This is a genomic window from Acetobacter papayae (assembly GCF_047721125.1).
In the GTDB taxonomy this organism is placed as follows: domain Bacteria; phylum Pseudomonadota; class Alphaproteobacteria; order Acetobacterales; family Acetobacteraceae; genus Acetobacter; species Acetobacter papayae.
Map to the genome: position 1 here is coordinate 1 of NZ_JBDNWF010000019.1, position 22,709 is coordinate 22,709.

19 protein-coding genes and 1 tRNA gene are annotated in these 22,709 nt (G+C 56.5%); 15 read left to right on the forward strand and 5 right to left on the reverse strand.

Annotated features, from left to right (window positions below; all coding sequences use genetic code 11):
• Positions 1 to 115 precede the first annotated feature (115 nt).
• The 3 genes from ABF757_RS07340 (at position 116) to ABF757_RS07350 (ending at position 4,713) form a co-directional block, all read left to right on the forward strand.
• The gene (locus ABF757_RS07340; protein ID WP_415481579.1) at positions 116 to 1,525 is read left to right on the forward strand and encodes a putative bifunctional diguanylate cyclase/phosphodiesterase; all 1,410 of its coding nucleotides are present in this window, start codon (positions 116 to 118) and stop codon (positions 1,523 to 1,525) included.
• Positions 1,526 to 2,003: 478 nt separating this feature from the next.
• A complete protein-coding gene (locus tag ABF757_RS07345) occupies positions 2,004 to 3,620 on the forward strand; it encodes an OprO/OprP family phosphate-selective porin (RefSeq protein ID WP_415481580.1) in 1,617 nt (538 codons plus the stop codon).
• A 55-nt stretch (positions 3,621 to 3,675) separates the two neighbouring features.
• Positions 3,676 to 4,713 (forward strand): sulfate ABC transporter substrate-binding protein, encoded by a 1,038-nt coding sequence (locus ABF757_RS07350; RefSeq protein ID WP_415481581.1) that lies wholly within the window; start codon positions 3,676 to 3,678, stop codon positions 4,711 to 4,713.
• Between the two features lie 189 nt (positions 4,714 to 4,902).
• On the opposite strand, the gene ABF757_RS07355 is transcribed toward ABF757_RS07350, so the two are convergent.
• On the reverse strand, positions 4,903 to 6,240 hold the full coding sequence (locus ABF757_RS07355; RefSeq protein WP_415481582.1) for an aspartate aminotransferase family protein: 1,338 nt from the start codon (positions 6,238 to 6,240) through the stop codon (positions 4,903 to 4,905).
• A 224-nt stretch (positions 6,241 to 6,464) separates the two neighbouring features.
• Between ABF757_RS07355 and ABF757_RS07360 the strand changes: the two genes are divergently transcribed.
• Complete coding sequence (locus ABF757_RS07360) at positions 6,465 to 7,475, forward strand: phosphotransferase enzyme family protein (RefSeq protein WP_415481584.1); 1,011 nt, start codon at positions 6,465 to 6,467, stop codon at positions 7,473 to 7,475.
• A 43-nt stretch (positions 7,476 to 7,518) separates the two neighbouring features.
• Here the strand turns inward: ABF757_RS07360 and ABF757_RS07365 are convergent, their stop codons facing one another.
• Positions 7,519 to 7,752 carry a hypothetical protein gene (locus ABF757_RS07365; protein WP_415481585.1) on the reverse strand — a complete coding sequence of 78 codons (234 nt, stop codon included), beginning with the start codon at positions 7,750 to 7,752 and terminating at the stop codon, positions 7,519 to 7,521.
• A gap of 390 nt (positions 7,753 to 8,142) precedes the next feature.
• On the opposite strand from ABF757_RS07365, the gene ABF757_RS07370 reads away from it, so the two are divergent.
• The 5 genes from ABF757_RS07370 to ABF757_RS07390 are packed head-to-tail and all read left to right on the forward strand — an operon-like array spanning position 8,143 to position 13,569.
• Positions 8,143 to 9,327 carry an NAD(P) transhydrogenase subunit alpha gene (locus ABF757_RS07370; RefSeq protein WP_415481586.1) on the forward strand — a complete coding sequence of 395 codons (1,185 nt, stop codon included), beginning with the start codon at positions 8,143 to 8,145 and terminating at the stop codon, positions 9,325 to 9,327.
• Between the two features lie 6 nt (positions 9,328 to 9,333).
• Positions 9,334 to 9,663 carry an NAD(P) transhydrogenase subunit alpha part 2 gene (locus ABF757_RS07375; RefSeq protein WP_415481588.1) on the forward strand — a complete coding sequence of 110 codons (330 nt, stop codon included), beginning with the start codon at positions 9,334 to 9,336 and terminating at the stop codon, positions 9,661 to 9,663.
• Complete coding sequence (locus ABF757_RS07380; protein ID WP_415481589.1) at positions 9,660 to 11,084, forward strand: NAD(P)(+) transhydrogenase (Re/Si-specific) subunit beta; 1,425 nt, start codon at positions 9,660 to 9,662, stop codon at positions 11,082 to 11,084. The genes ABF757_RS07375 and ABF757_RS07380 overlap by 4 nt, the downstream gene beginning before the upstream one ends.
• Before the next feature lie 37 nt (positions 11,085 to 11,121).
• Positions 11,122 to 12,150: an alcohol dehydrogenase AdhP gene (gene adhP / locus ABF757_RS07385; RefSeq protein WP_415481617.1), complete on the forward strand. Its 1,029-nt coding sequence runs from the start codon at positions 11,122 to 11,124 to the stop codon at positions 12,148 to 12,150.
• A gap of 27 nt (positions 12,151 to 12,177) precedes the next feature.
• Positions 12,178 to 13,569: an NAD-dependent succinate-semialdehyde dehydrogenase gene (locus ABF757_RS07390; RefSeq protein WP_415481591.1), complete on the forward strand. Its 1,392-nt coding sequence runs from the start codon at positions 12,178 to 12,180 to the stop codon at positions 13,567 to 13,569.
• 110 nt (positions 13,570 to 13,679) lie between these two features.
• Here the strand turns inward: ABF757_RS07390 and ABF757_RS07395 are convergent, their stop codons facing one another.
• The 3 genes from ABF757_RS07395 to ABF757_RS07405 form a co-directional block, all read right to left on the reverse strand.
• Positions 13,680 to 15,533, reverse strand: a complete 1,854-nt coding sequence (locus ABF757_RS07395; RefSeq protein ID WP_415481592.1) for a methyl-accepting chemotaxis protein — start codon at positions 15,531 to 15,533, stop codon at positions 13,680 to 13,682.
• A gap of 136 nt (positions 15,534 to 15,669) precedes the next feature.
• On the reverse strand, positions 15,670 to 16,605 hold the full coding sequence (locus tag ABF757_RS07400) for a DMT family transporter (protein WP_415481593.1): 936 nt from the start codon (positions 16,603 to 16,605) through the stop codon (positions 15,670 to 15,672).
• 362 nt (positions 16,606 to 16,967) lie between these two features.
• Positions 16,968 to 17,041: transfer RNA gene (locus tag ABF757_RS07405), tRNA-Gln, on the reverse strand.
• A gap of 194 nt (positions 17,042 to 17,235) precedes the next feature.
• On the opposite strand from ABF757_RS07405, the gene ABF757_RS07410 reads away from it, so the two are divergent.
• From ABF757_RS07410 to dxs, 6 genes are all read left to right on the forward strand, one after another.
• Positions 17,236 to 18,375, forward strand: a complete 1,140-nt coding sequence (locus ABF757_RS07410) for a Ppx/GppA phosphatase family protein (RefSeq protein WP_415481594.1) — start codon at positions 17,236 to 17,238, stop codon at positions 18,373 to 18,375.
• Entirely contained in the window at positions 18,372 to 19,178 is an 807-nt protein-coding gene (locus ABF757_RS07415; protein ID WP_415481595.1) for an RlmE family RNA methyltransferase, read from the forward strand. The genes ABF757_RS07410 and ABF757_RS07415 overlap by 4 nt, the downstream gene beginning before the upstream one ends.
• A gap of 21 nt (positions 19,179 to 19,199) precedes the next feature.
• Positions 19,200 to 19,460 carry a sulfurtransferase TusA family protein gene (locus ABF757_RS07420; RefSeq protein ID WP_025861109.1) on the forward strand — a complete coding sequence of 87 codons (261 nt, stop codon included), beginning with the start codon at positions 19,200 to 19,202 and terminating at the stop codon, positions 19,458 to 19,460.
• An 84-nt stretch (positions 19,461 to 19,544) separates the two neighbouring features.
• Positions 19,545 to 19,775, forward strand: a complete 231-nt coding sequence (locus ABF757_RS07425; RefSeq protein WP_141374587.1) for an exodeoxyribonuclease VII small subunit — start codon at positions 19,545 to 19,547, stop codon at positions 19,773 to 19,775.
• 6 nt (positions 19,776 to 19,781) lie between these two features.
• The gene (locus tag ABF757_RS07430) at positions 19,782 to 20,714 is read left to right on the forward strand and encodes a polyprenyl synthetase family protein (protein WP_415481596.1); all 933 of its coding nucleotides are present in this window, start codon (positions 19,782 to 19,784) and stop codon (positions 20,712 to 20,714) included.
• 4 nt (positions 20,715 to 20,718) lie between these two features.
• Positions 20,719 to 22,707 (forward strand): 1-deoxy-D-xylulose-5-phosphate synthase, encoded by a 1,989-nt coding sequence (gene dxs / locus ABF757_RS07435; RefSeq protein WP_415481597.1) that lies wholly within the window; start codon positions 20,719 to 20,721, stop codon positions 22,705 to 22,707.
• The last annotated feature ends 2 nt before the right edge of the window (positions 22,708 to 22,709 follow it).

A 22,709-nucleotide genomic window follows, 5' to 3' on the forward strand; every position in this document is an offset into this window, starting at 1 on the left:
TTTTTATCTTGAATGGAAATCCCATTTTAATATTTTCCGTATTATGTATAGTCATGATTCATTTGTAATCGGGTCGTAATGCAGCGATGCGGCCCCGACAGAAAGTATGGCAAGCATGGTGTACCCAGTTGAGGCGCTGTCGATAGCAGGGCTTGTGCTTTCGCCCTGTGTGTCCGGAGCAGCCTATTTTGGATTGCATCATCGTACCCGCCGTAGGGCTGTGCTTGCCCCTCGTTCCGATTGCCTGACCGATGCACTGACGGGCCTGCCCAACAGGCAGGCTTTATCTAACTGGATGGACAAAAACCTTTCTGCCCGCCGCCAGCACGTGGGGCGCATCGCCCTGTTCATGATTGATCTGGATCGTTTTAAGGAAATCAACGACGAAAGAGGCCACTCGACGGGAGATGAAATCCTGCGTGTGCTCGGGCGACGGCTGCGGCACAGTGTGGATGCCAAACGGGGTGAATTCATTGCCCATGCTGGTGGCGACAAGTTTTTCGCATTCTGCTCCTTTTCCAATCATAGTATTGTGCCCGATTTTCTTGCGCGCCTGCGCCGGGCGCTGAGCCGGCCTGTTCGACTACAGGGCGGGCGTGTGACTATTCGTGCCAATTTTGGTGTGGCATTCTGGGCTGATGGCGTGCCGAGTGGCGAGACCCTGCTTGTTCGGGCTGAACTGGCTATGAACTGCGCAAGAAATTCAGGCCAGCAGGATATCTGCTACTACGATCCCGCCATGGATCAGGTTATTCGGCATAGGCTCAACATTGTGGACGAACTGCGCTATGCCGTAGCCCGGCAACAATTTAGCCTGTGCTATCAGGCGCAAAAACGGATTAGCGACAAGAAAATTGTAGGGTTTGAAGCGCTGCTGCGCTGGGAGCACCCAATGCTTGGCGCGGTTTCGCCTGTGGTGTTCATACCCGTTGCGGAAGAAAGCGGGTTAATACAGGAAATTGGCGAGTGGGTTTTGCGCACGGCCTGCCATGCTGCCAGTCAGTGGGAGCAGCCCTATCGTATCAGTGTTAATGTTTCCGCCGAGCAGTTTCACCATCATGATCTTCCGGGGCTGGTGCGTGATGTGCTGGAAACTACCGGTCTTTCCCCCTCAAGGCTGGAGCTTGAGCTGACGGAAACCGCCATTTTCACGGATATGGCTCGTGCAACAGCCATTCTGAATGAGCTCAAGGCAATGGGCGTTTCCATTGCGGTGGATGATTATGGTACCGGCCATTCTTCTCTGGGGCTGATCCGCGATATCGTGTTCGACAGGATCAAGCTGGATAAGCTGTTTGTGCAGAACGCTCTGGGGAATGAAACCGACAAGGCTATTATCCGCGCGGTTATTTTTCTGGGGCGCAGTCTGCAAACGACCGTTCTGGCTGAAGGTGTGGAAACGGAAGAACAGTTTGCCTTTCTGGCGGATGAAGGCTGTGACGAAATACAGGGTTTTCTGCTTAGCAGGCCCCTTCCCCATGATCTGCTGGTTGCAACCGGCAAGGTTAGCCTGATCGCGGAGTGATAAACTGACGATGGGTTGAGTGGGCGTTGTATTGTACATTTTACAATCGTTTTTAATGTTGGATCATGTCCATCGCTGCCGATTGGGGTGGGGATAGGCGTTTTCCATTGCTGCCTGTGCGCAAGGTGTGTCTTTTTATATACACATCATTAACGCGCATTATTAATGGCACATATTTTTATCGTAAATTCTTGACTTGCACGGCCTCGGGTGATTGAAATTGCCACAGGACGAGCTGGCGAACGCATTCGAGTTCGCGCGATAATGTTAAGGAAGTATTCTGGGAATGGGGACTCTGTTATTACAGACTATTCGCCGCGACACTGCCCGGGTTTTGTTCGGGATCATGTGTTGTCGCTAAGCGTATATGTTGCTTTATAAAGCGGAAGATTACTCTCCGCGAAAGAAATTGTCAGATAATACGGTTTGTGATGCCTGAGGGATCAGGCTGAAAACCATTATTCATAAAGAACCAGCCATGCGTTTTTTATCCCGTTCCAGTGTGCTTTTGGGCAGCGCCGCATCTGCTATTTTTCTGTCTCCGGTTTCGGTGCAGGCTTCGAGCGATCCTGAACTGGTTGCATTGCGCCGTGAAATGGAAAGCATGAGAGGCGAAATTCATCGTCTGCAATCGCGGGTTGCTAAATACGAAAATACTAGCCCGGTTAGTGAAACTCCGCACAAACATGTGCCGCGGCATCTGATTACCGCCGGAGCAGGAGAACCTCAGCCGATTTTCAATGAACCAGCTCCGGTGCGTACCGGGCAGCGCACCACGGCGGAGAGCCGTGTTGCGCTGCCGGAAAGCCCCACAATGTCCTGGAAAGACTTCAAGGCCGCGACATCCAAGGAAGAAAGTGTTCATGTTGGTGGTATCCAGATCGGTTTTCCGAACGGACGCCCCACCATTGCTTCTGATGACAAAGCCTATGCTTTCTCCGTAGGGCTTTTGGCGCAGGAAGATTTTGGCGGTTTCATGGGGGTCGGGCCTTCAAAGGCAGGCGGAAATTTCAATAACTTCACACAGAATGCCCGCAGGCTGCGGCTGTATTTCTCGTGGCGTTACAAGGACTGGGTGGTGAATGTCACGCCTGATTTCGGCTCCAGTTCAGTCGATGGCTCGGCGGGGCTGTTCGAGGCCAACGTGAACTACACTGGCCTGCACCATACGACGCTGACAATCGGCTATTTTCAGCCCAGAATGGAAGAAGAAAGCGCGGAGCGCTCCGGGGCTTTTGAGTTTCTTGAACGTCCGGCGATTGTCGATATCGTGCGTAATATTGCCGGGGGTGTCGGGCGCTTCAGTATCGGTGGCGAACATTACGAAAAACGCTGGCTGGTCGCGGGCTATTTCACCGGGCACAAGTTTGGTGACCGTTCCTCCACCACGGTATCGGACAGCCAGACAGGTGCCGTTTTCCGTGCTGTGGGCAGGCCCTATGTCAGCAAGGATATAGATGTGCATGTCGGGGCTGGTGCAACGGCAGCTTTCAAGGTTAACCAGACTGCGAATGGCCGCCAGTATACGGCATCCAACAACATGGAAATTCCGTTGGGTGAAGCCTCGCTGCTTTCTTCCGGGGCACTGTCCAATGTGGCGCAGATCTGGGCTGCAGGGCCGCAGTTGGCCCTGCGCTACAAGCGGTTCCTGATCAAGAGCGAGTATTATCATATTGGCGTGCAGCGGAATTCCGGTGCTGATAACCCGCAAAACCTGCCTTCTCTCGGGTTTGATGGCTGGTACGTGGCGGCCAACTATACTCTGCTAGGCAAACCGCGGGCCTATAACGAAAAAATCGGCGCGTTTACGGCACCCGGTGTCGATTATGATTTCGACCCGAGCCGTAACCACTGGGGGGCAGTTGAACTCTCCGGCAGGTGGAGTGTTACCAACCTGCATGATGATGGTGGCGGCAACCAGCAGACCGCATGGGAAGGCGGGCTGAACTGGTATCCCAACCGTTATTTCCGCTTCATGCTGGACTATGAGCGCTTCATCGTTTCCCGCACGCCGACTTCCACCAAACCCACGCAGCTTAACTACTTCGGCACCACTGGTAACGCTGTGGTTGGGCGTGTGCAGGCTGCTTTCTAACCCGTTATTCCAAAAACAGTTTTTCTATTGATCATACCATTGCGGAGCATAATCCATGACACGGTTTTCTGGTCTTACGCGTCGTTCCGTCTTCAAGAGTGGTCTGGCCTTGGGGGCGGGGCTGGTTGCTGGCGGTCTGGTGGGGCGGCAGGCAAACGCGGCCTCCTACTCACTGCTGAATGTTTCTTATGACCCCACGCGTGAACTGTATGCCGACATTGGCAAGGCATTCAGTGCCGATTGGGCGCATGATCACGCGGGCGATGCGGTGCGTGTGCGTTCATCTCATGGTGGTTCTGGTGCACAGGCACGCTCTGTTCTGGACGGTGCTCCGGCCGATGTCGTAACGCTGGGTCTAGCTTATGATATCGATATTCTGGCGCAAAAAGGCCTGCTGGCGGCAGACTGGCAGAAGCGCCTGCCCCATAATTCGACACCCTATAACAGCACCATTGTTTTTCTGGTGCGCAAGGGTAACCCCAAGGGTATTCATGACTGGCCCGACCTGATCCGGGACGATGTGCAGGTTATAACGCCCAACCCCAAAACGTCCGGTGGGGCGCGCTGGAACTATCTGGCCGCGTGGGGCTGGGCCTTGCAGCAGCCCGGTGGTTCGGAAGAGACAGCGCGCGAATATCTGAAATCGCTCTATGCTCATGTGCCGGTGCTCGATACCGGTGCGCGCGGGGCTACCAACAGCTTCGTGCAGCGTGGGCTTGGGGATGTTCTGCTGGCATGGGAAAACGAAGCCCTGCTGGCAACCCACGAACTGGGGCCGGATAAGTTCGACATTGTTGTTCCCCTCAAAACCATCCTGACCGAACCACCCGTTGCGGTTGTAGACAAAAATGCTCAGGCGCATGGCACGACCGATGTGGCGCAGGCTTATCTGGAGTTCCTGTTCTCACCTGAAGGGCAGCGTATCGGGGCGCGTCATTACTTCAGGCCGGTCGACCCTGCCATCAAGGCAGAAACGGCCTCGGCCTTTCCGCATACAGACACCTTCGATATTGCCAGCCTTGGTGGTTGGCAGAGCGTTCAGAAGCGCCATTTCTCTGATGGCGGTATTTTCGACCAGATTTACACCAAATAAACTGTCTTTTCAGGGGGGCAGGTCGGGCGGAGTCCAATATCTGCCCGGCCTTGATACATTTTATTCCTGCACGATCTCCCTATAAGCTGTGCAGGAAACACCGGGGTCCCTTCCCGTCTGGTCGGGTTTTGGGAGACAGGGCTGTATCTGCCATTCAAGCATTGCGGCGGTTTGGACTTTCAGAAACGGTTATCCTGTCAGGCGGCTCAGGCACTGATCCAGAGCGCCCACAAGCCAGTCTATATCATGATGCTGGAAGGCGAGCGGTGGGCGAAGTTTGAGCACATTGCCATAAGGCCCTGCCACGGATGTCAGCACATGGGCGTCGCGCAGGGCTTCGATCAGATCAAGTGCCAATGCTCGGTCGGGTTCCTTGGTCTGACGATTTCTGACCAGTTCAAGGCCGATAAACAGACCGGCTCCGCGCACATTGCCAATGCAGTGATGTTTGTTTTGTAAAGCACGGAGCTCTGACAGGAGCCGTTCGCCTACTGAGCGGCTGTGCTCCAGCAGGTTTTCAGTTTGTATGACATTCAGCACTGCCTGAGCTGCGGCCATGGAAACCGGGTTGCCACCAAACGTATTGAAATAAGGTGTGGCCTCACTGAACGAGGTCAGAACCGGGGCTTTGGCCATCAGCCCCGAAACAGGCATGCCGTTACCCATGGGTTTGCCCGTGGTGATGATGTCAGGCACCAATCCGTGGCGGCCAAAACCCCAGAAACTTTCACCCGTTCTGGCAAAACCGGGCTGCACTTCATCTGCGATGAAAACACCGCCATTACGGTGCACGGTTTGTATGGCCGCCTGCATGAAGCCGGGTGAGCCGGGCAGAACCCCATCGGATGAAAAAATACTGTCGGCTATGAAACCGGCAAATTTCACGCCTTTAGCGGCCATGTCATCAACGCAGGACTGGATTTGTGCTGCAAACCACAGACCCGGATCGGGTGCCTCAACACGGTAGGTATCTGGGGCGGGTACCAGCCATGTTGTGGCATCCACAGGCTGAGCGCCACCCAGCGCGGGAGAGGCTCCAGATGTCAGGGCGCTGGTGCCATGATAGGCCTCACGCGTGACAATAAGCCCTGTCCCACCTGTATGTGCACGGGCAATGCGGATTGCCAGATCATTGGCTTCAGACCCGCTACACATATACATGACCCGGTCGATCGGGGCGGGCATGGTGGCCAGAATAGCGTCTGAATAATCCAGAATACGTTCGTGCAGGTAGCGGGTATGGGTGTTGAGGGCCTGCATCTGCTCATGCACGGCCGCCACTACGGCAGGGTGGCAATGCCCGATGCTGGCGACGTTATTGTAAACATCGAGATATTTTGTGCCCTCGGCATCCCACAGATATTGTCCCTGCCCGCGTACCAGATGCACCGGATGACGGTAAAACAACCGGTAGGCTCCGCCCAGAACGGCGCGTCTGTCGGTCAGGCGGCGTGTTTTCTTGTCCAGTGTGGCGGCGTCACCCGGCTGGAAACTGTTGGTGTCCATGATGGTCGAGCGAGGGAGCATTATGGTCTTGTTCCTCTTGTGCCGGATACGCGCAAACGGAGGTATGGAATGATCAGGTAAGCCGGATTTGCAGAGGCATGGGGTAGATTATTTCATTTTGGTGTCGGAATAACATCCCTTGTCATCGGCACATACCCTGACTTACTGTGCTGAAAATGCCGCCCGACAGCAAATTATTTTGTTCCGACGGTAGACCCTGAGACTACGGAGCCGATGGTGACGCCATGGCCTCTTCGCATGCAGACCCGCTGGATGACACGCTCCTGAACCACATGGCCCATCAGGCTGTGGCGCGATACCCGTTTTGCCATCTGGCGCGGGTTTCTCTGGTGACACGCTCTGAAAATGCGACGTTTCTGGTTGAAACCACTTCCGGGCGTTATGCGCTGCGTATCCATCGCCCCGGTTACCACGAGCAGGTCGATATCGAGAGCGAACTAGCATGGCTCAAAGCCCTGCATGAGGAAACGGATATTCCCGTTCCTCTGGCTTTGGCTGATTGTGATGGCGAGCACGTATTAACACTGGCTGTGCCGGGTGGTGGTTATCGGTATGCCGTGCTGTTTCACTGGCTGGAAGGCGAAATGCCCACCGCATGTCTTGATCCGCTTGCATTCCGGCAGTTGGGGGAGATTACGGCTAAACTCCATCAGCATAGCCGGAACTGGGGCCGGCCCACGCCATTCAGGCGGATCGTGTGGAATCACGAAACCATGGTGGGGCCAGAAGCCCATTGGGGAGACTGGCGCGATACGCCCGGGCTGTCCGCGGCTGATTCCCAGTCTATTGCGCAGGCTATGAGGCAGGTCGGGCAGGAACTTTCGGTTTATGGCGGAGACGCCGAACGATACGGCCTGATTCACTCTGACCTGCGGCTGACCAATCTGATCCTGCATCCATCGGGCACACGGGTGATCGATTTTGATGATTGCGGGTTTGGCTGGTTCATGCATGATCTTGCCGCAGCCATCAGCTTTGAGGAACATCACCCATCCGCCCCGGCATGGGTTGAAAACTGGCTTGAGGGATACGAGCAGGTTGTTCCGTTATCGGCGGAAGACCGGGCCATCCTCCCTGCCCTTTTCGTGCAGCGTCGTGTGCAGCTGACGGCATGGACAGGGTCCCATGCACAAACGGATATGGTGCGTAGTCTGGGGCCTGACTGGCTTGAGCACACAGTGCGTCTGTGCCGCCGTTATCTGGACGGCAAAAACTGGGCCATAGGCTGTGCGTGAGTGTCGATCCTGCTCTTCCACCAATGGAAGAGCAGTCTAGTACTTATTTCTTACGATAATAGATGCCCGTGTTATCGCACCTGTAAATGGTCTGGGCTGAAGAAAAGAAGCCTTCTTTTGGCTTTTCGCCGATAACCTGACAGTGAGCCTGTTCAATGAACTGGTCCCATTGCTGGTTCTTGTAATTATCCAGCAGAATTTCAGCGCCCCACATTCCCAGCCCGACCACGATCAGGGCAGCCAGGATAATGCACACAGTTTTTATGTGCCTGGACATGGTTCATTCCTTAAAGAACGGTTTTTGCTGCGGCGTTGTTCTTGAGATTCTTGGACGCCTGACAGCTCTGCTCTGAACTCTGGCACCGTGCTTCATGTCACGCAAGATGGCCGGTAGCCATAACGGGCTGAACCATGTTGGGTTTACGTAAAACCGTAAACTGCAAAGTCCCGTGATTTTGCGTTGGTTGCCCTCAGCCTGCGGGTGGGCAACCGTTATGCGGTCCTATCCGTTGATTTATATCAAGGCCGCCTTGCGGATATTTTGTCAGTGTCTGCAGGCCTCCGGGCGACAGGGTGATCAATAAAGTGTGGCCTGCAACCAGAGAAAAAACCTGTCGCATGGCATTGGCCCGCCAGATTTCGATGTATTTGCTACAGGAAAACCGTCATGGGTATAAAAGTTGCCGTTATCAAGGAAAGCGGAGCGCAGGAACGCCGTGTCGCCTTGGTGCCATCAGTCGTTCCGCGCATTGCCAAGCTGGGATGTGATCTGCTGCTGGAGGCCAGTGCCGGAGAGGCTTCTTCCTACCCTGATGCCAGCTACCAGAATGTGAGTATCCAGCCAGACAGAACGGCCATGCTGAATGCGGCTGACGTTGTGCTGGCGGTTGAGCCGCCAGAGCTTGACGTTGTGCGTGCGATGAAGCCCGGTTCTATTCTGGTTTCGTTCCTGTATGGGCGCAACAATATCGAACTAGTCAAGGCGCTGCGTGATGGCAAGATCACGGCTTTTGCCATGGAGCAGATTCCGCGTATCAGCCGCGCACAGGCCATGGATGCCCTGTCCAGTCAGGCGACACTGGCGGGGTATTATGCCGTGCTGCTGGGCTCGGTCAGCATGCCCAAAATCCTGCCCATGATGACAACGGCCGTAGGCTCCCTGCGGGCGGCACAGGTGTTGGTCATGGGGCTTGGCGTGGCCGGATTGCAGGCTCTGGCAACCGCGCGGCGTCTGGGGGCTATAACCGAAGGCTATGACGTGCGGCCCGAAACGCGCGATGAGGCGCACTCCCTCGGTGCGAAGTTTGTCGAGACCGGGGTAGATGCCACCGGTCAGGGTGGTTATGCGCGTGAACTGACGGCAGAAGAAAAAGCCAAGGTGCGGGCCGTGCTGACAGACCATATCGCCAAGGCGGATCTGATCGTTACCACGGCGGCTGTTCCCGGCCGCAAGGCACCCCGCCTGATTGACGCTGAGCAGATTGCCAGAATGAAACCGGGCGCGGTGATCGTGGATATGGGAGCGGAAGGCGGCGGTAACTGCGAAGGAACCAAAGCGGGAGAAACGGTCAAGGTCGGCCCGACAACGCTGATAGGCCCGGTCAATCTGCCTTCCAGTCTGGCGGAACAGGCCAGCGAGCTTTACTCCAAAAACATTCTGAACCTGCTCGAACAGATTATAAAAGACGGCAAGGTTACGCTGGATATGACGGATGAGGTTATCGCCAAAACACTGGCGACTCATGACGGCGCAATCACGGCGGAACCTGTGCGCGAAGCCGTGGAAGGCCCGCCCGCAGGCCAGCCGGTTGTACCGGAAGCAGCCCCCGTCAGCCCGACCCCGAAAGGATAACCCGCCATGATTACGTGCATGACGTTCATCATTGCTCTCTATATCTTTGTACTGGCCGGTTTTACCGGTTACATCGTGATCAGCCGCGTGCCGTCCATCCTGCACACGCCGCTGATGTCCGGCTCAAACTTCATTCACGGTATTGTTGTTGTCGGGGCGTTGAGTGTGCTGTTTTCAGCCACCAGTGTCACGGAGCAGGTTATCGGCTTTTTCGGCGTTCTGCTTGGGGCAGGCAATGTCATGGGCGGGTATGTCGTAACCGACCGCATGCTGGCCATGTTCCGCCCCAGCGTCAAACCCGCGGCCACTTCGGATGAAAAGAAGGCGCAGTCATGAGTGCTATCGAGTATATCGTTGGCCTGAGCGGCCTTGTTGCGTCCGCACTGTTTATCTATGGCCTCAAGGACATGTCTTCCCCCACAACTGCGGTGCGCGGTATTGTCGCTGCGGGCTGGGGCATGGTGTGCGTGGTTGCGGTCTGCTTCCTTGAGATTTTTAATGTTCCGGAAGAGGCGCGCCCTTACCTGCCCGTCAATATCGCGTTGGCCGTGCTCGCTCTGCTGCTCGGTGGGCTCTGGGCCGGGCGCAAGGGCCGCACGGTTGAAATGACCGCCATGCCGCAGATGGTGGCCCTGTTCAACGCCATGGGTGGCGGTGCGGCTGCCGCTGTGGCGGCAGTGGCATTTCTCAAGCATGAAAGCAGTGCCCCCCTGCCTCTGGGCGTGACAGCACTGGGCGGGCTTATCGGCTGTATGTCTTTCAGCGGGTCTATCATTGCATGGGCCAAGCTGGATGGGCGGATGAACAAGCCGCTGCGCTTTGGTGGTCAGCAGGCGTTCAATGCCTTTGTTTTTGCCGGCACGCTGCTTCTGGCTGGGCTGACTGTCTGTTCACAACTGGACCCGGCACCGGTAAGCGGGCCTTATGCCACGCTCTTTTTCATTGGTGCGCTGGCGTTCGGTATCTGCATGACAGTGCCGATTGGTGGTGCGGATATGCCGGTTGTTATTTCGCTCTATAATGCTTTTACCGGTCTTGCGGTCGGGCTGGATGGGTATGTGATGTCTAACCCCGCCCTTATGGTGGCGGGTATGATTGTCGGTTCGGCAGGCACTTTGCTGACTGTGCTGATGGCCAAGGCCATGAACCGTTCCCTGTCCAATGTGCTGTTCAGTAATTTCGGCGCGACATCGGAGCAGGCCAAAGGGCCTGAGGGGGAAATGAAATCCGTTGGGCCGGACGATGCCGCTACCAGCATGCGTTATGCATCGTCGGTCATCATTATTCCCGGTTATGGGCTGGCGGTGGCTCAGGCCCAGCAGAAGCTGTACGAGTTTGTCAAACAGCTTCAGGCGGCGGGGGTGGATGTCAAATTTGCCATCCATCCCGTGGCCGGGCGTATGCCGGGCCATATGAACGTGCTGCTGGCCGAGGCCGGTGTGCCGTATGACATGATTTACGATATGGAAGACATCAATGACAGCTTTGCCTCAACGGATGTGGCGCTGATCATCGGTGCCAATGACGTGGTGAACCCGTCTGCCCGCACGGACAAGACCTCCCCCATTTACGGCATGCCCATTCTCAATGCGGATCAGGCACGGCAGGTTTTTGTGATCAAACGTGGGCAGGGCACCGGGTATTCCGGTGTGCAGAATCCCCTGTTCTTCCTCAAAAACACTGCCATGGTTTATGGCGATGCTCAGGCAGTTCTGAGCAAGATGGTCGAAACCCTTAAAGGGCTGGGCAGTAACTGACCCCGTAATGCCCCAGAACCCAGTCGAGGAAATGAAAATGGCCGGAAAAATGAAAGCCGCGGTCTGCCACGAGTTTGGAAAGCCGCTGACGATCGAGGAACTCGATATTCCAACGATCAACCAGAACCAGATACTCGTAAAGGTTGATACCTGCGGCGTCTGCCATACTGACCTGCACGCAGTCCGGGGGGATTGGCCGGCCAAGCCCACGCCGCCTTTTATCCCCGGGCATGAAGGGGTCGGGCATGTGGTTGAAGTCGGCAGTAATGTCGACTGGATCGCCAAGGGGGATATCGTGGGCGTGCCGTGGCTGTATTCAGCCTGCGGCCATTGCGAGCACTGTTACGGCGGGTGGGAAACCCTGTGCGAAAAGCAAGATGACACCGGTTATACCGTCAATGGCTGCTTTGCCGAATACGTGGTGGCCGACCCGAACTATGTTGCACGTATTCCTGCTGGCGTGGACCCACTGCATATTGCTCCGGTTCTATGTGCCGGGCTGACGGTCTACAAAGGCCTGAAAATGACAGATACCAAAGCTGGGGACTGGGTGGCGGTGTCCGGTGTTGGTGGTCTCGGGCAGATGGCTATTCAGTATGGTGTGGCCATGGGGCTGAACATGATTGGTGTTGATATTGACGACACCAAACTGGCTCAGGCCAAGGAACTCGGCGCGGCGCTGACCGTTAACGCCCGGGAGGCTGACCCGGCGGCCTTTATACAAAAGCAGGTGGGCGGTGCGCATGGCGCACTGGTAACAGCCGTATCCCGCACGGCCTTTTCGCAGGCCATGGGGTATGCCCGCCGGGGCGGCACCATAGTGCTCAATGGCCTGCCGCCGGGTGAGTTTCCTATATCGATCTTCGATATGGTCATGGCTGGAACAACCGTTCGGGGGTCTATTGTCGGTACCCGGCTTGATATGATCGAAGCATTGTCTTTCTATGGACAGGGAAAGATCCGTTCCGTCGTCAAGGCTGACAAGCTGGAAAACATCAACCAGATTTTTGATGATCTTCAGAACGGCCGGGTTGCTGGCCGCATTGTCATTGATTTCAGGAACTGATCTGCCAAACCAGTAAGGAGCCATCACATGGCCTACGCTACAACCAATCCGTTTACCGCGGAGCAGGTAAAAGTCTATCCGAACGCTACCGATGCGGAAATTGACGCAGCACTGGACAAGGCACAGGCAGCCTATCTGTCATGGCGGCAGACATCTTTCGCTGAGCGGGCGAAAATCCTCCAGAAAGCCGCTGATATTCTGCGTCGTGACAGCGATAGCTATTCCAAGCTGCTCACACTCGAAATGGGCAAGCTGTTTTCAGAAGCCAAGGCGGAAACCGAACTATCCGCGGCTATTTTTGAATATTACGCCAAAAATGCCGAAGCGCTTCTGGTGCCGGAAGACCTGCCCGTAGCCAGCAAGGATGAAGGCCGCGCCAAGGTCATTCATCAGCCGCTGGGTATTCTGCTGGCCGTGGAACCGTGGAATTTTCCGTTCTATCAGGTCGCACGCATTATCGCGCCGCAGCTTTCCGCAGGTAACACGATCGTTCTCAAGCACGCTTCCAACGTGCCGCAGTCTGCCGAGGCAATGGATCGGCTGATGATCGAGGCCGGTCTTCCTGCCGGAGCGTTCCAGAACCTCTTTCCCACTCACGCTCAGGTCTCGCGCATTATTGCGGATCATCGTGTGCGGGGTGTCGCCCTGACTGGCTCTGAAGGGGCTGGGGCCAAAGTAGCCGCCGAGGCCGGTACGGCTCTGAAAAAATGCACCATGGAGCTTGGTGGGGCTGATTCCTTTATCGTGCTGGAAGATGCCGATCTGGAAAAAGCAATCAAGTGGGCCGTGTTTGGGCGTCACTGGAATGCCGGGCAGGTTTGTGTGTCCGCCAAGCGCATGATCGTTGTGGATGCGGTTTATGACCGCTTTCTGAAGGGCTACCGCGAAGGGGTCAGCAAGCTGAAAATGGGCGATCCCATGGATCCCTCAACCACGTTGGCCCCGCTGTCTTCTCAGGGTGCGGTCGATAGCCTGAAGCAGCAGGTTCAGGGTGCTGTTGCCGCCGGTGCCAAAATGGAAGAAATCCCGTTGGAAATGCCCAATGCAGGTTCCTTCTTCCGCCCGGTCATTCTCACGGATGTCGGTAAGGACAATCCGGCCCGTCGTGAGGAGTTCTTTGGTCCCGTAACGCTGCTGTTCCGTGCCAAGGACGAGGCAGACGCCATCGCCATTGCCAATGACAGTCCCTACGGTCTGGGTGGTTCTGTCTTTACCAAAGACGAAGCGCGCGGTGTGCGGGTTGCTGAGCAGATTGAAACCGGCATGGTTTATATCAACCACCCCACCATGGTTAAGGCAGACCTGCCTTTCGGTGGTGTGCTGCGCTCTGGCTTCGGGCGTGAACTCATCGGTCTTGGTATCAAGGAGTTCGTCAACCACAAGCTGATCGACGTGGTTGATATCGACGCACCGTTCTGAAAACGGTTACGGCGGGGCACCTGTAAAGCGCCCCGCCGTAAGAAAGATCCTGTGATCTTTACGGCCCCGGCTGGGTATGCCTGCCCCGCCGGGGTATTTTTTATTCTGCTTCAGGCCAGCAGCATCTCATGACTATGCTGTTCAAAAGCGTATCCATCCTGCCCGCTATAATCAGTATTGTCAGGCAGATGGAAGCGCTTGATCAAATGGTTCAGCTTCTGCCCCTCTTCTGCCAGCATGTGTGAGGCTGCATTGAACTGCTGGGCAGCCGCCGCGTTCTGCTGTGTTGTTTTATCCAGAGAACCAACAACGGTGTTGATCTCGGCCAGTCTGGCGGACTGATCCTTGGACTCTTGGGCAATCAGGTCAAAATTCATGCCCATGCTTTGAATAAAATCGGCTGTCAGGCGCATGGTAACGCTGCCATCCCGCACCTTGCCAGACCCTACCTTTATATCCGAGTTGCTTCTGATCACCAGCGCGCGGATATCCTTTGCGGCTTCAGAGCTTTTCTGGGCGAGTGCACGCACTTCACTGGCGACTACGGCAAAGCCCCTGCCAACCTCCCCTGCCCTTGCTGCTTCCACACTGGCGTTGAGGGCCAGAACATTCGTCTGAAAAGCAATGGCGTCAATTACGTCAATGACACGCACAATATGCTCGGCATTGGTTTCGATCCGCTGCATGGCATCTTCGATTTCATGCGTAATATGGGCAGAAGTCGTAACGGAATTGCGCGCGTTATGGCTGACTTCCCGTGCCTCATGCGCGCTCCCTGCTGCCTGTAGAACCTTTTGCGAAATATCAGCAACGGCAGCAGCGGCTTCTTCCAGAGAGGCGGCCTGCCGCTCTGTGCGGGTGGCAAGGTTTTCAGCCCCCATAACCATTTCTCGTGTGCTGTGGTTCATGACCTCCACAGTGCCGGAAATGGAAGCAAACGTATTGGCCAGTTCTACAAGCGAATGGTTGAAATCTTGTCGAAGAGGCTCAAATTCAGGCGAAAACACAGTATCGATCTGAAAAGACAGGTCACCCGTAGCCATACGGCGTAAAGCTGTGGCCAAACCACCAGTTGCCTGACGTAGACGCTCCTGAGCCATACGCTCGGCACGTTCCTGTATGATCAGGCGTTCGGCATCGGCTTTTTGCCTCTGCTGCTCGGCAGCGTGCTGTAGTTTCGTATTTTCGATTGCCGCTGCCCGGAAGACATCAAGCGAGCGGGAAATTTCGCCTATTTCATCCTTACGATCACCATAGGGCACATTGATATTCGTATTCCCCCCTGCCAGATCCTTGATCCGGCCGTTGATGTTCTTCAGGGGCCGCAAAATATTGTAATGTACGGTCAGGGCCGATGCGATCAGAATTGCGAAAAGAAACAGATAGACAATTTGCACGCGGGTGCGTGTCTGGTCGTAAATTTTTACGGCATCTTTTGCGTAGGAAACGGCATGGGCCGTATTGATTGTTCGCAACGAGGCCAGAGTGCCGGACATGGCCTGCTGGAGTTGGAGCAGTTGTGAATCCGCTTCGTTGATTTGGCTTCTGTTGCCTGAAGAAAATGTGGATTGGAATGTTTTCTTATGCGTGCCGGCATATCGGGTCCATTCGGCCTGCAGTTGGCGGAAAAGGGCTTTTTCCTGCTTGGAGCTGACCAGCGGCTCATAAACCTTGATCGCGGCGGCAACACTTTCCTCAATCGGCTCAATCATGGCTTCAAGCGATGTCAGAGCCTCGGGCGAGGCCGCACCAATTTCATCGCTTTCAGTAGATCGAAACGCACGTAGCTGCTCGTCAATGACGCCAATAGCCTTGATGCTGGCTAGAGATTTCTGGTTAATCTGGTCGATTTCGAGATTAACATGCTGTAATCCGCTAATGGAATAAAATCCTGCAAAAATACAGGATATAAGAATAAAAACCTGAATGAGCCCCATGGAGGCCTTGATACTGACAGTCGGCAAGGGTCACCCACTCTTTTATTCATACCTTTAAGAGGTATGACAGGTTGAATACTTTTGGCGCGACAGTGCCGTGCTCCGGCGCGCGTATTCTACGAGTGGGGGTTGCACATTGCCAATATGTTAAATCATGACACTTTTATTGAATTGCTCCTGTCATGGCTTTGGCGGATTTTCGTGCGGCCTTACGTTCTTTCATGGCCATGCGTTCATAGCGGATACGCTGGCGCAGCCAGTTCAGCATGCCGGAGAAAGTCAGTACGGAAATTCCGATAAACATCCAGCGGTCGAGTGGCTCGTGAAAGACAAGATAGCTGAGAAAGACGGCCCATACCATTTGCGTATATTGCGGCAATGCCACCCGGTTGGCTGGTGCGCGTGCAGTTGCCAGCATCATCAGCAATTGCCCCAGAGCGGCGAGAAAGCCGTAGCCGAATAGAAAAATCCACGCACGTATGTCCGCAGGCCAAGTAACGTGCATGCCCATAAGCACCCCGTTGCCAACCAGAGGGCCGATCAGGCTGGAGCCAAATAGCGAAAGGCGAACATTTTCCGTGCTGGCCAGCCGATAAGCAATCACGCTGCCTGCATTGGCGAATGCAGCCAGCAGAGCACATAAATGGCCGAGATTGAGGGGGCGTACGCCGGGGCGCAGGACGATCAAAACCCCCACAAAGCCCAGAACAACTGCCAGCCATGCCCAGCCGCTGACTTTTTCTTTCAGCAGCACGACAGAAAGAATGGTGACGAACAGCGGCATGAGAAACATCAGCGCAAGCGCTTCCGGCATGGAAAGCAGCATGAAGGCTTCAACGCTGCATGCGGTTGCGGCAAATACGCATACAGCCCGCAATATCCACATGCCCTTTTGCTGAGGGCGAATGATATCAAGATAGGATTCATGAGGCTGCCGGATAAACGGCAGAATCAGCAGGCCAAACACGCCACCGGAGAACGCAACCTCGAAAGGATTGAGTTGACCAGCCAGCAGTTTGGAAAACGCATCACTGATAGAGAAGGCCGCGTAGCTGCCTAAAGCGAGCAGCATGCCTGAAAAGAGTGTTTTTGAATCCATAGCCTCTTCTACCTCAATGAAAAACGCAGGACAAACCGTTATAGATTAATAAAAAATCTAAATTGATGAATTAAAAAGCCTGTTTCCTGAATCTATATTTGAATGAATGTACGTTTTTGGGGTCGTATTTTAAATGTACAAGTTTGAGTAAAACCGTCATAGACGGAATGTGGTGAAGGAGAGATGTAAAGACTCATTTTATTTCAATGGTTTGTTTGGAATATCTTCTTGGCTTCAAGAATAATACCTTAATCGCGTACACATGCAGGGTTGATACTGCCCGATCACAGGTAATGGTAGAAAGGCAAGGATATCCAGCCACCTGAAAGTCTTGAAGACTTTATTATTTCATAAGGAAAAATTGGCTGGGGGACCTGGATTCGAACCAGGGCTGACCGGGTCAGAGCCGGTAGTTCTACCGCTAAACTATCCCCCAGCGGTAACAGTGTGGTGTAGGTTGTTAGACCGTGTTCCGTTCTGTTGGCGCTCTAGTATCACCCGCTCTGGGGGCTTGCAAGCCCTGCGGCAAAAGAATTTTCAAAAAATCATACATTTGTCTTGTCCGACGGGCTCTGGAGACCCAGAATGCCAACAGATGCCCCTCAACCCTAAAACAACAAGGACCGGACTATGGATCGCATAACGCCCTGGCCCGGCCTCATGGGCAGGCACCCTCCTGATATTCCCGCTGCACCTCGCAATGGGGATGATCGACTTTTTGCGGCTCTGGATCTTGGAACCAATAATTGCCGCTTGATGATTGCGGCCCAGACCCCGGGTGGCTTCAGGGTCGTTGACAGCTACAGTCGGATGGTTCGGCTGGGAGAAGGCCTGCACCGAACAGGCCAGCTCAGTGCGGACGCCATGGCGCGCACGCTTGACGCATTGCAGGCTTGCGCGGACAGGCTGGAGCGTAAGCCCGTTCATGCCCTGCGTGCGGTTGCAACAGAGGCCTGCCGCCGCGCGGCCAACGGGCAGAGCTTTCTGCGCCGCGTGCGGGAGCAGACCGGCGTTGAAATTGACATTATCTCGGGCCGTGAGGAAGCCAGTCTAGCGGTGGAAAGCTGCGCCAACCTGCTGCATGATCCACGCTTTGGACCAGCGCGCAGCCGTGCCCTGCTTTTTGACATCGGCGGCGGGTCTACAGAAATCGCATGGGTGCGCACGGATACCAGCCGCAAGACAGAATCGCTTATTGGTTATCTCAGTCTGCCTGTAGGCGTCATCACGTTATCCGAGCAGTTTGGGCCCGTTCATGCGCTGGATGATCAGGTCTACCGGCGTATGGTTGCCCATACGCGCGAACTCCTGCGCGATTTCGAAAGCGTGCACCGCATCGGTTCGGAAATCCGGCGTGAGCAGGCGCGCCTGATCGGCACAAGCGGCACGGTCACGACTCTGGCCAGTCTGATTCTCAATCTGCCCCGTTATGCCCGTGCCGCGGTCGATGGCTCGCTCCTGCCCGCAGCGAGTGCGCGTCTGGCAGTGCGAACCCTGCAAAAGATGGGTTTTGCCGGTATTGAGCAGCATGGCTGCATTGGCCCTGACCGCGCGCCTTTTGTGTTGCCCGGATGCGCGATTTTTGAAGCCATTCATGATATGTGGCCCATAGAGGATATTATTGTCGCGGATCGTGGTCTGCGGGATGGCATGATTCTGCGGATGATCCGCAAGGAAGGCCTGCCTGCTATGCCCCGCCGCTCCGCTCGTGCTGCTCCGTCCCGGCGCGGCATTTCGTTTCAGCATTCCATGCAGGCTACAGGTTCATGAACGACAGGAAAAACCGCTCGCCCGGTTCTTCTTCAACACTCCGCGTCCCCGGGCGTGCACGAAAAAGCCGCGCCGCTCCCGGTGCAGAGCATAGTCAGGACGATTCACAGGCGGCCCAGAAAATCCGTACGCAGTCAGTAACGCTGCGTACCAGCCGTGGCCGCACAACGGCCCAGCAGCGTTGGCTGGCCCGACAGTTGAATGATCCATACGTGCAGGCCGCCCAGAAACAGGGCTGGCGCTCCCGCGCTGCTTTCAAGCTTATCGAACTGGACGAGCGTTTCCACCTGATCCGTCCGGGTATGAAAGTGGTGGATCTTGGTGCCGCTCCCGGCGGGTGGAGCCAAGTGCTGGTTAAACGTGGTGCCATGCAGGTCGTAGGGGTAGACCTGCTGCCGGTAGAGCCGGTGGCGGGGGCTGAAATCATCGAAGGGGATTTTACCGACCCCGAGATGGCTGGACGCCTAACAGCTATGCTGGGTGGGCGGGCGGACATGGTTGTGTCCGACATGGCTCCTAACACTACAGGGCATGCCCCGACCGATCATATACGCATTATCGGCCTTGCTGAAGAAGCGCTGCATTTCAGTTTTGAAATTCTGGCCGAAGGCGGCACCTTTGTTGCCAAAGTTTTTCAGGGTGGTGCCGAAAAAGCCATGCTGGATACGCTTAAGCAGGCGTTTTCTCAGGTTCGGCATGCCAAGCCACCAGCCAGCCGCAAGGATTCAGCCGAACTCTATGTGGTGGCAACGGGCTATCGCCCGCAACGGCTTGAGGCGGCTGCTACCCGCAATCAGGCCTGAAAACACGCGGGATATCCGATCATGACCGATACAACGCTGGACGCACGGGGGCTGAACTGCCCCCTGCCCGTTCTCAAGGCTAACCGGGCGCTGCGTGCCATGCCTGAAGGCGCACGGCTGCGCGTGCTGGCAACGGACAGGGCTTCGATTGCCGATTTCCAGGTATTCTGCCGCGAAACGGGCCATGCTCTGGTCGCTTTTACAGATCAGAATGGCATCTACGCCTTTACCATAAAGCGCCGTGCGGAAAGCCCTAATACCCCCACCACAGACCGTTCATGATTTCGTTTGGCAGGCAAGGCTTGGCAGATGCCTGCATATCGGGGTATTGGCATCCCCTTCAAGATGGATAGGAACGCCAGCCCCATGTCGGATCATGTCGCATCGCTGTCATTCGAGGACGCTCTCTCCGAACTGGAGAAAATCGTACGCGACCTCGAAGGAGGGCAGATGAAGCTGGAAGACGCCATAGCGGCGTATGAACGTGGTGCGGCTTTACGCCATCATTGTGAAGCGAAACTGAGCGAGGCGGAAGCCCGCGTGCAGGCAATTGTGCAACGGTCCGACGGGGTGTTGGACATGAAACCTTTGGACTGAAGTCGAATGACCAACACGACTCACACCCTCTCTTCCCGCGTGGCTGAAGGCGGCGCGTTGCTCAAGCAGGACATGGCCGCGCGCGCTGCCGTCATGGAAAGCGCGATCGACCACCTGCTGCCCCCGACAACAGGGGGCGATGCCCGCCTGTGGGACGCCATGCGTTACGCAACGCTGGGCGGCGGCAAGCGCCTGCGTGGTTATCTGGCCATCACGGTAGCTTCGCTCTTCGATGTGCCCGAGGCGCAGGCGGCGCGTGTCGCGGCGTCTGTTGAAATGCTGCATGCCTATTCGCTGGTGCATGACGACCTGCCCGCCATGGACGATGATGACATGCGCCGTGGCCAGCCTTCCACGCACCGCAAGTTTGACGAGGCGACCGCTATTCTCGCCGGTGATGCCCTTCAGACCAAGGCGTTCGATATTCTGGCGTCCGACAAGACCCATGCTAGCGCGGAAGTTCGCATCGACCTGATTGCCGCGTTTGCCGAAGCCTCTGGGGCTGCTGGCATGGTCGGCGGGCAGATGATCGATATGGAAGGTGAAGGCCGCGCCCTGCCGCTGGCTGAAGTCAGCCATCTGCATGCGCTTAAAACCGGCTGCCTGATTCGGTATTCCGCAGAAAGTGGTGCCATTCTTGGTCAGGCAACGCCCGACCTGAGGGCGCGCCTGCGGTCTTACGGCACCGCCATCGGGGCTGCCTTCCAGATTGCGGACGATATTCTCGATACAACCGCCACGGCGGAAGAACTGGGCAAGACGGCAGGTAAGGACGAGGCCGCAGGCAAGTCCACCTTTGTTGCGCTGCTTGGTATTGATGGCGCCCGTAAGGAAGCCGCACGCCTGACGGAGCAGGCCATTGCCGATCTGGCTCCCTTTGGTGCTCGTGCGGATCGCCTGCGGGATCTGGCCTATTATGTGATCGAACGGAGAAACTAGAATTATGGCCGATCAAGACGCGTTTGAGCGGATTCCGACGTTTGGCCGTTTTTCTGGTCTGGATCGCGTTCGGTATCCGTCTGACCTGAGGAACCTCTCGGTTGACCAGCTTGTTCAGGTAGCGGACGAGCTGCGTGCGGAGACGATTGACGCGGTTTCGACCACGGGCGGGCATCTTGGTGCATCGCTGGGTGTTGTCGAGCTGACGGTAGCCCTGCACGCGGTGTTCGATACGCCCGATGACCGGGTAATCTGGGATGTGGGCCATCAGGCCTACCCGCACAAGATTCTGACCGGCCGGCGCGAGCGCATCCGCACCCTGCGCCAGCCCGGCGGGCTGTCGGGCTTTACCCGCCGCTCCGAGAGTGAATACGACCCGTTTGGCGCGGCCCATTCCTCCACCTCCATTTCGGCCGGTCTGGGCATGGCCGTGGCGCACCACCTGCGCGCCAAGGACGATGCCTCCTACCGTGAGCGCAACGTGATCGCGGTGATCGGCGACGGCTCGATTTCGGCTGGCATGGCGTATGAGGCGATGAACAACGCCTCCGTTGCCGGGCCGGGTGCGGAACGGCTGATCGTGATCCTGAACGATAACGAGATGTCCATCGCCCCGCCTGTGGGGGCGATGTCCAACTACCTGTCGCGGCTGATGTCCTCGCGCAAGTTCATGGGCCTGCGTGAACTGGCCGGGCGTTTCGTCAAGAAGCTGCCTGCCCCGGTAGAGCGCACGGCCCGCAAGGCGGATGAATATGCCCGCGGCATGATCACCGGCGGCACGCTGTTTGAAGAACTGGGCATGTATTATGTCGGCCCGGTGGACGGGCATGACCTGCCGCAGCTCATTTCCATCCTGCGCAACCTGCGCGATACGGATAACGGCCCGATCCTGCTGCATGTGATCACGGAAAAAGGCCATGGCTACCGCCCCGCTGAAAACGCGGGCGATAAGTATCACGCGGTTGCCAAGTTCAATGTGGTCACAGGCGAGCAGAGCAAGGGACCTGCTGGCCCGCCCAGCTATACATCTGTGTTTGCGCGTGAGCTGGTGCGCCTTGCCGGGCAGGATGAGCGGGTTGCCGCCATTACCGCCGCCATGCCTTCGGGCACGGGGCTGGACGCCTTTGCCAAGAACTACCCCGAGCGCTTTTTCGATGTGGGTATTGCCGAGCAGCATGCCGTCACCTTTGCGGCGGGCATGGCCTCCGAAGGGCTGCGGCCGTTCTGCGCCATTTACTCCACCTTCCTGCAGCGCGCCTATGATCAGGTGATGCATGATGTGGTGCTGCAGAACCTGCCCGTGCGCTTTGCCATCGACCGTGCCGGTCTGGTGGGGGCGGATGGAGCCACGCATGCGGGGTCGTTCGACATTGCCTATCTGGGCTGCCTGCCGGGCATGACCATCATGGCGCCGTCTGACGAGCTTGAACTGCTGCACATGACGGCCACGGCCGTTGCGTTTGACGAAGGCCCGCTGGCGCTGCGCTACCCGCGTGGCAATGGTTTGGGTCTGGATCTGCCTGCTGCTGGCACGGTGCTGGAAATCGGGCGTGGGCGGATCGTGCGCGAGATGGGCCGCCAGTCCGGTGCGGAAAAGGGTGGCGTTGCCATTCTCTCGCTCGGGCCAAGGCTTGCGGACTGCCTGCAGGCGGCGGATATTCTTGCTGCTCAGGGCCTTGCCCCCACGGTTGCGGATGCACGCTTTGCCAAGCCGCTGGACACGGCGCTGCTGGAAAACCTCGCCCGCAACCATGCGGTGCTGATTACGATCGAGGAAGGGTCTGAAGGCGGTTTTGGCTCGCTGGTGTGCCACCATCTGGCGCGCACCGGCCTGCTGGATCAGGTGCGCTTCCGCCCCATGACCCTGCCAGACCGCTTTATCGACCACAACACACAGCCAGCCCAGTATGCCGAGGCCGGCCTCGACGCACCCCATATCGTCGCTACCGCTCTCGCAGCGCTCGGCGTCAGCATGACCGAACAGACGGCCTAAGA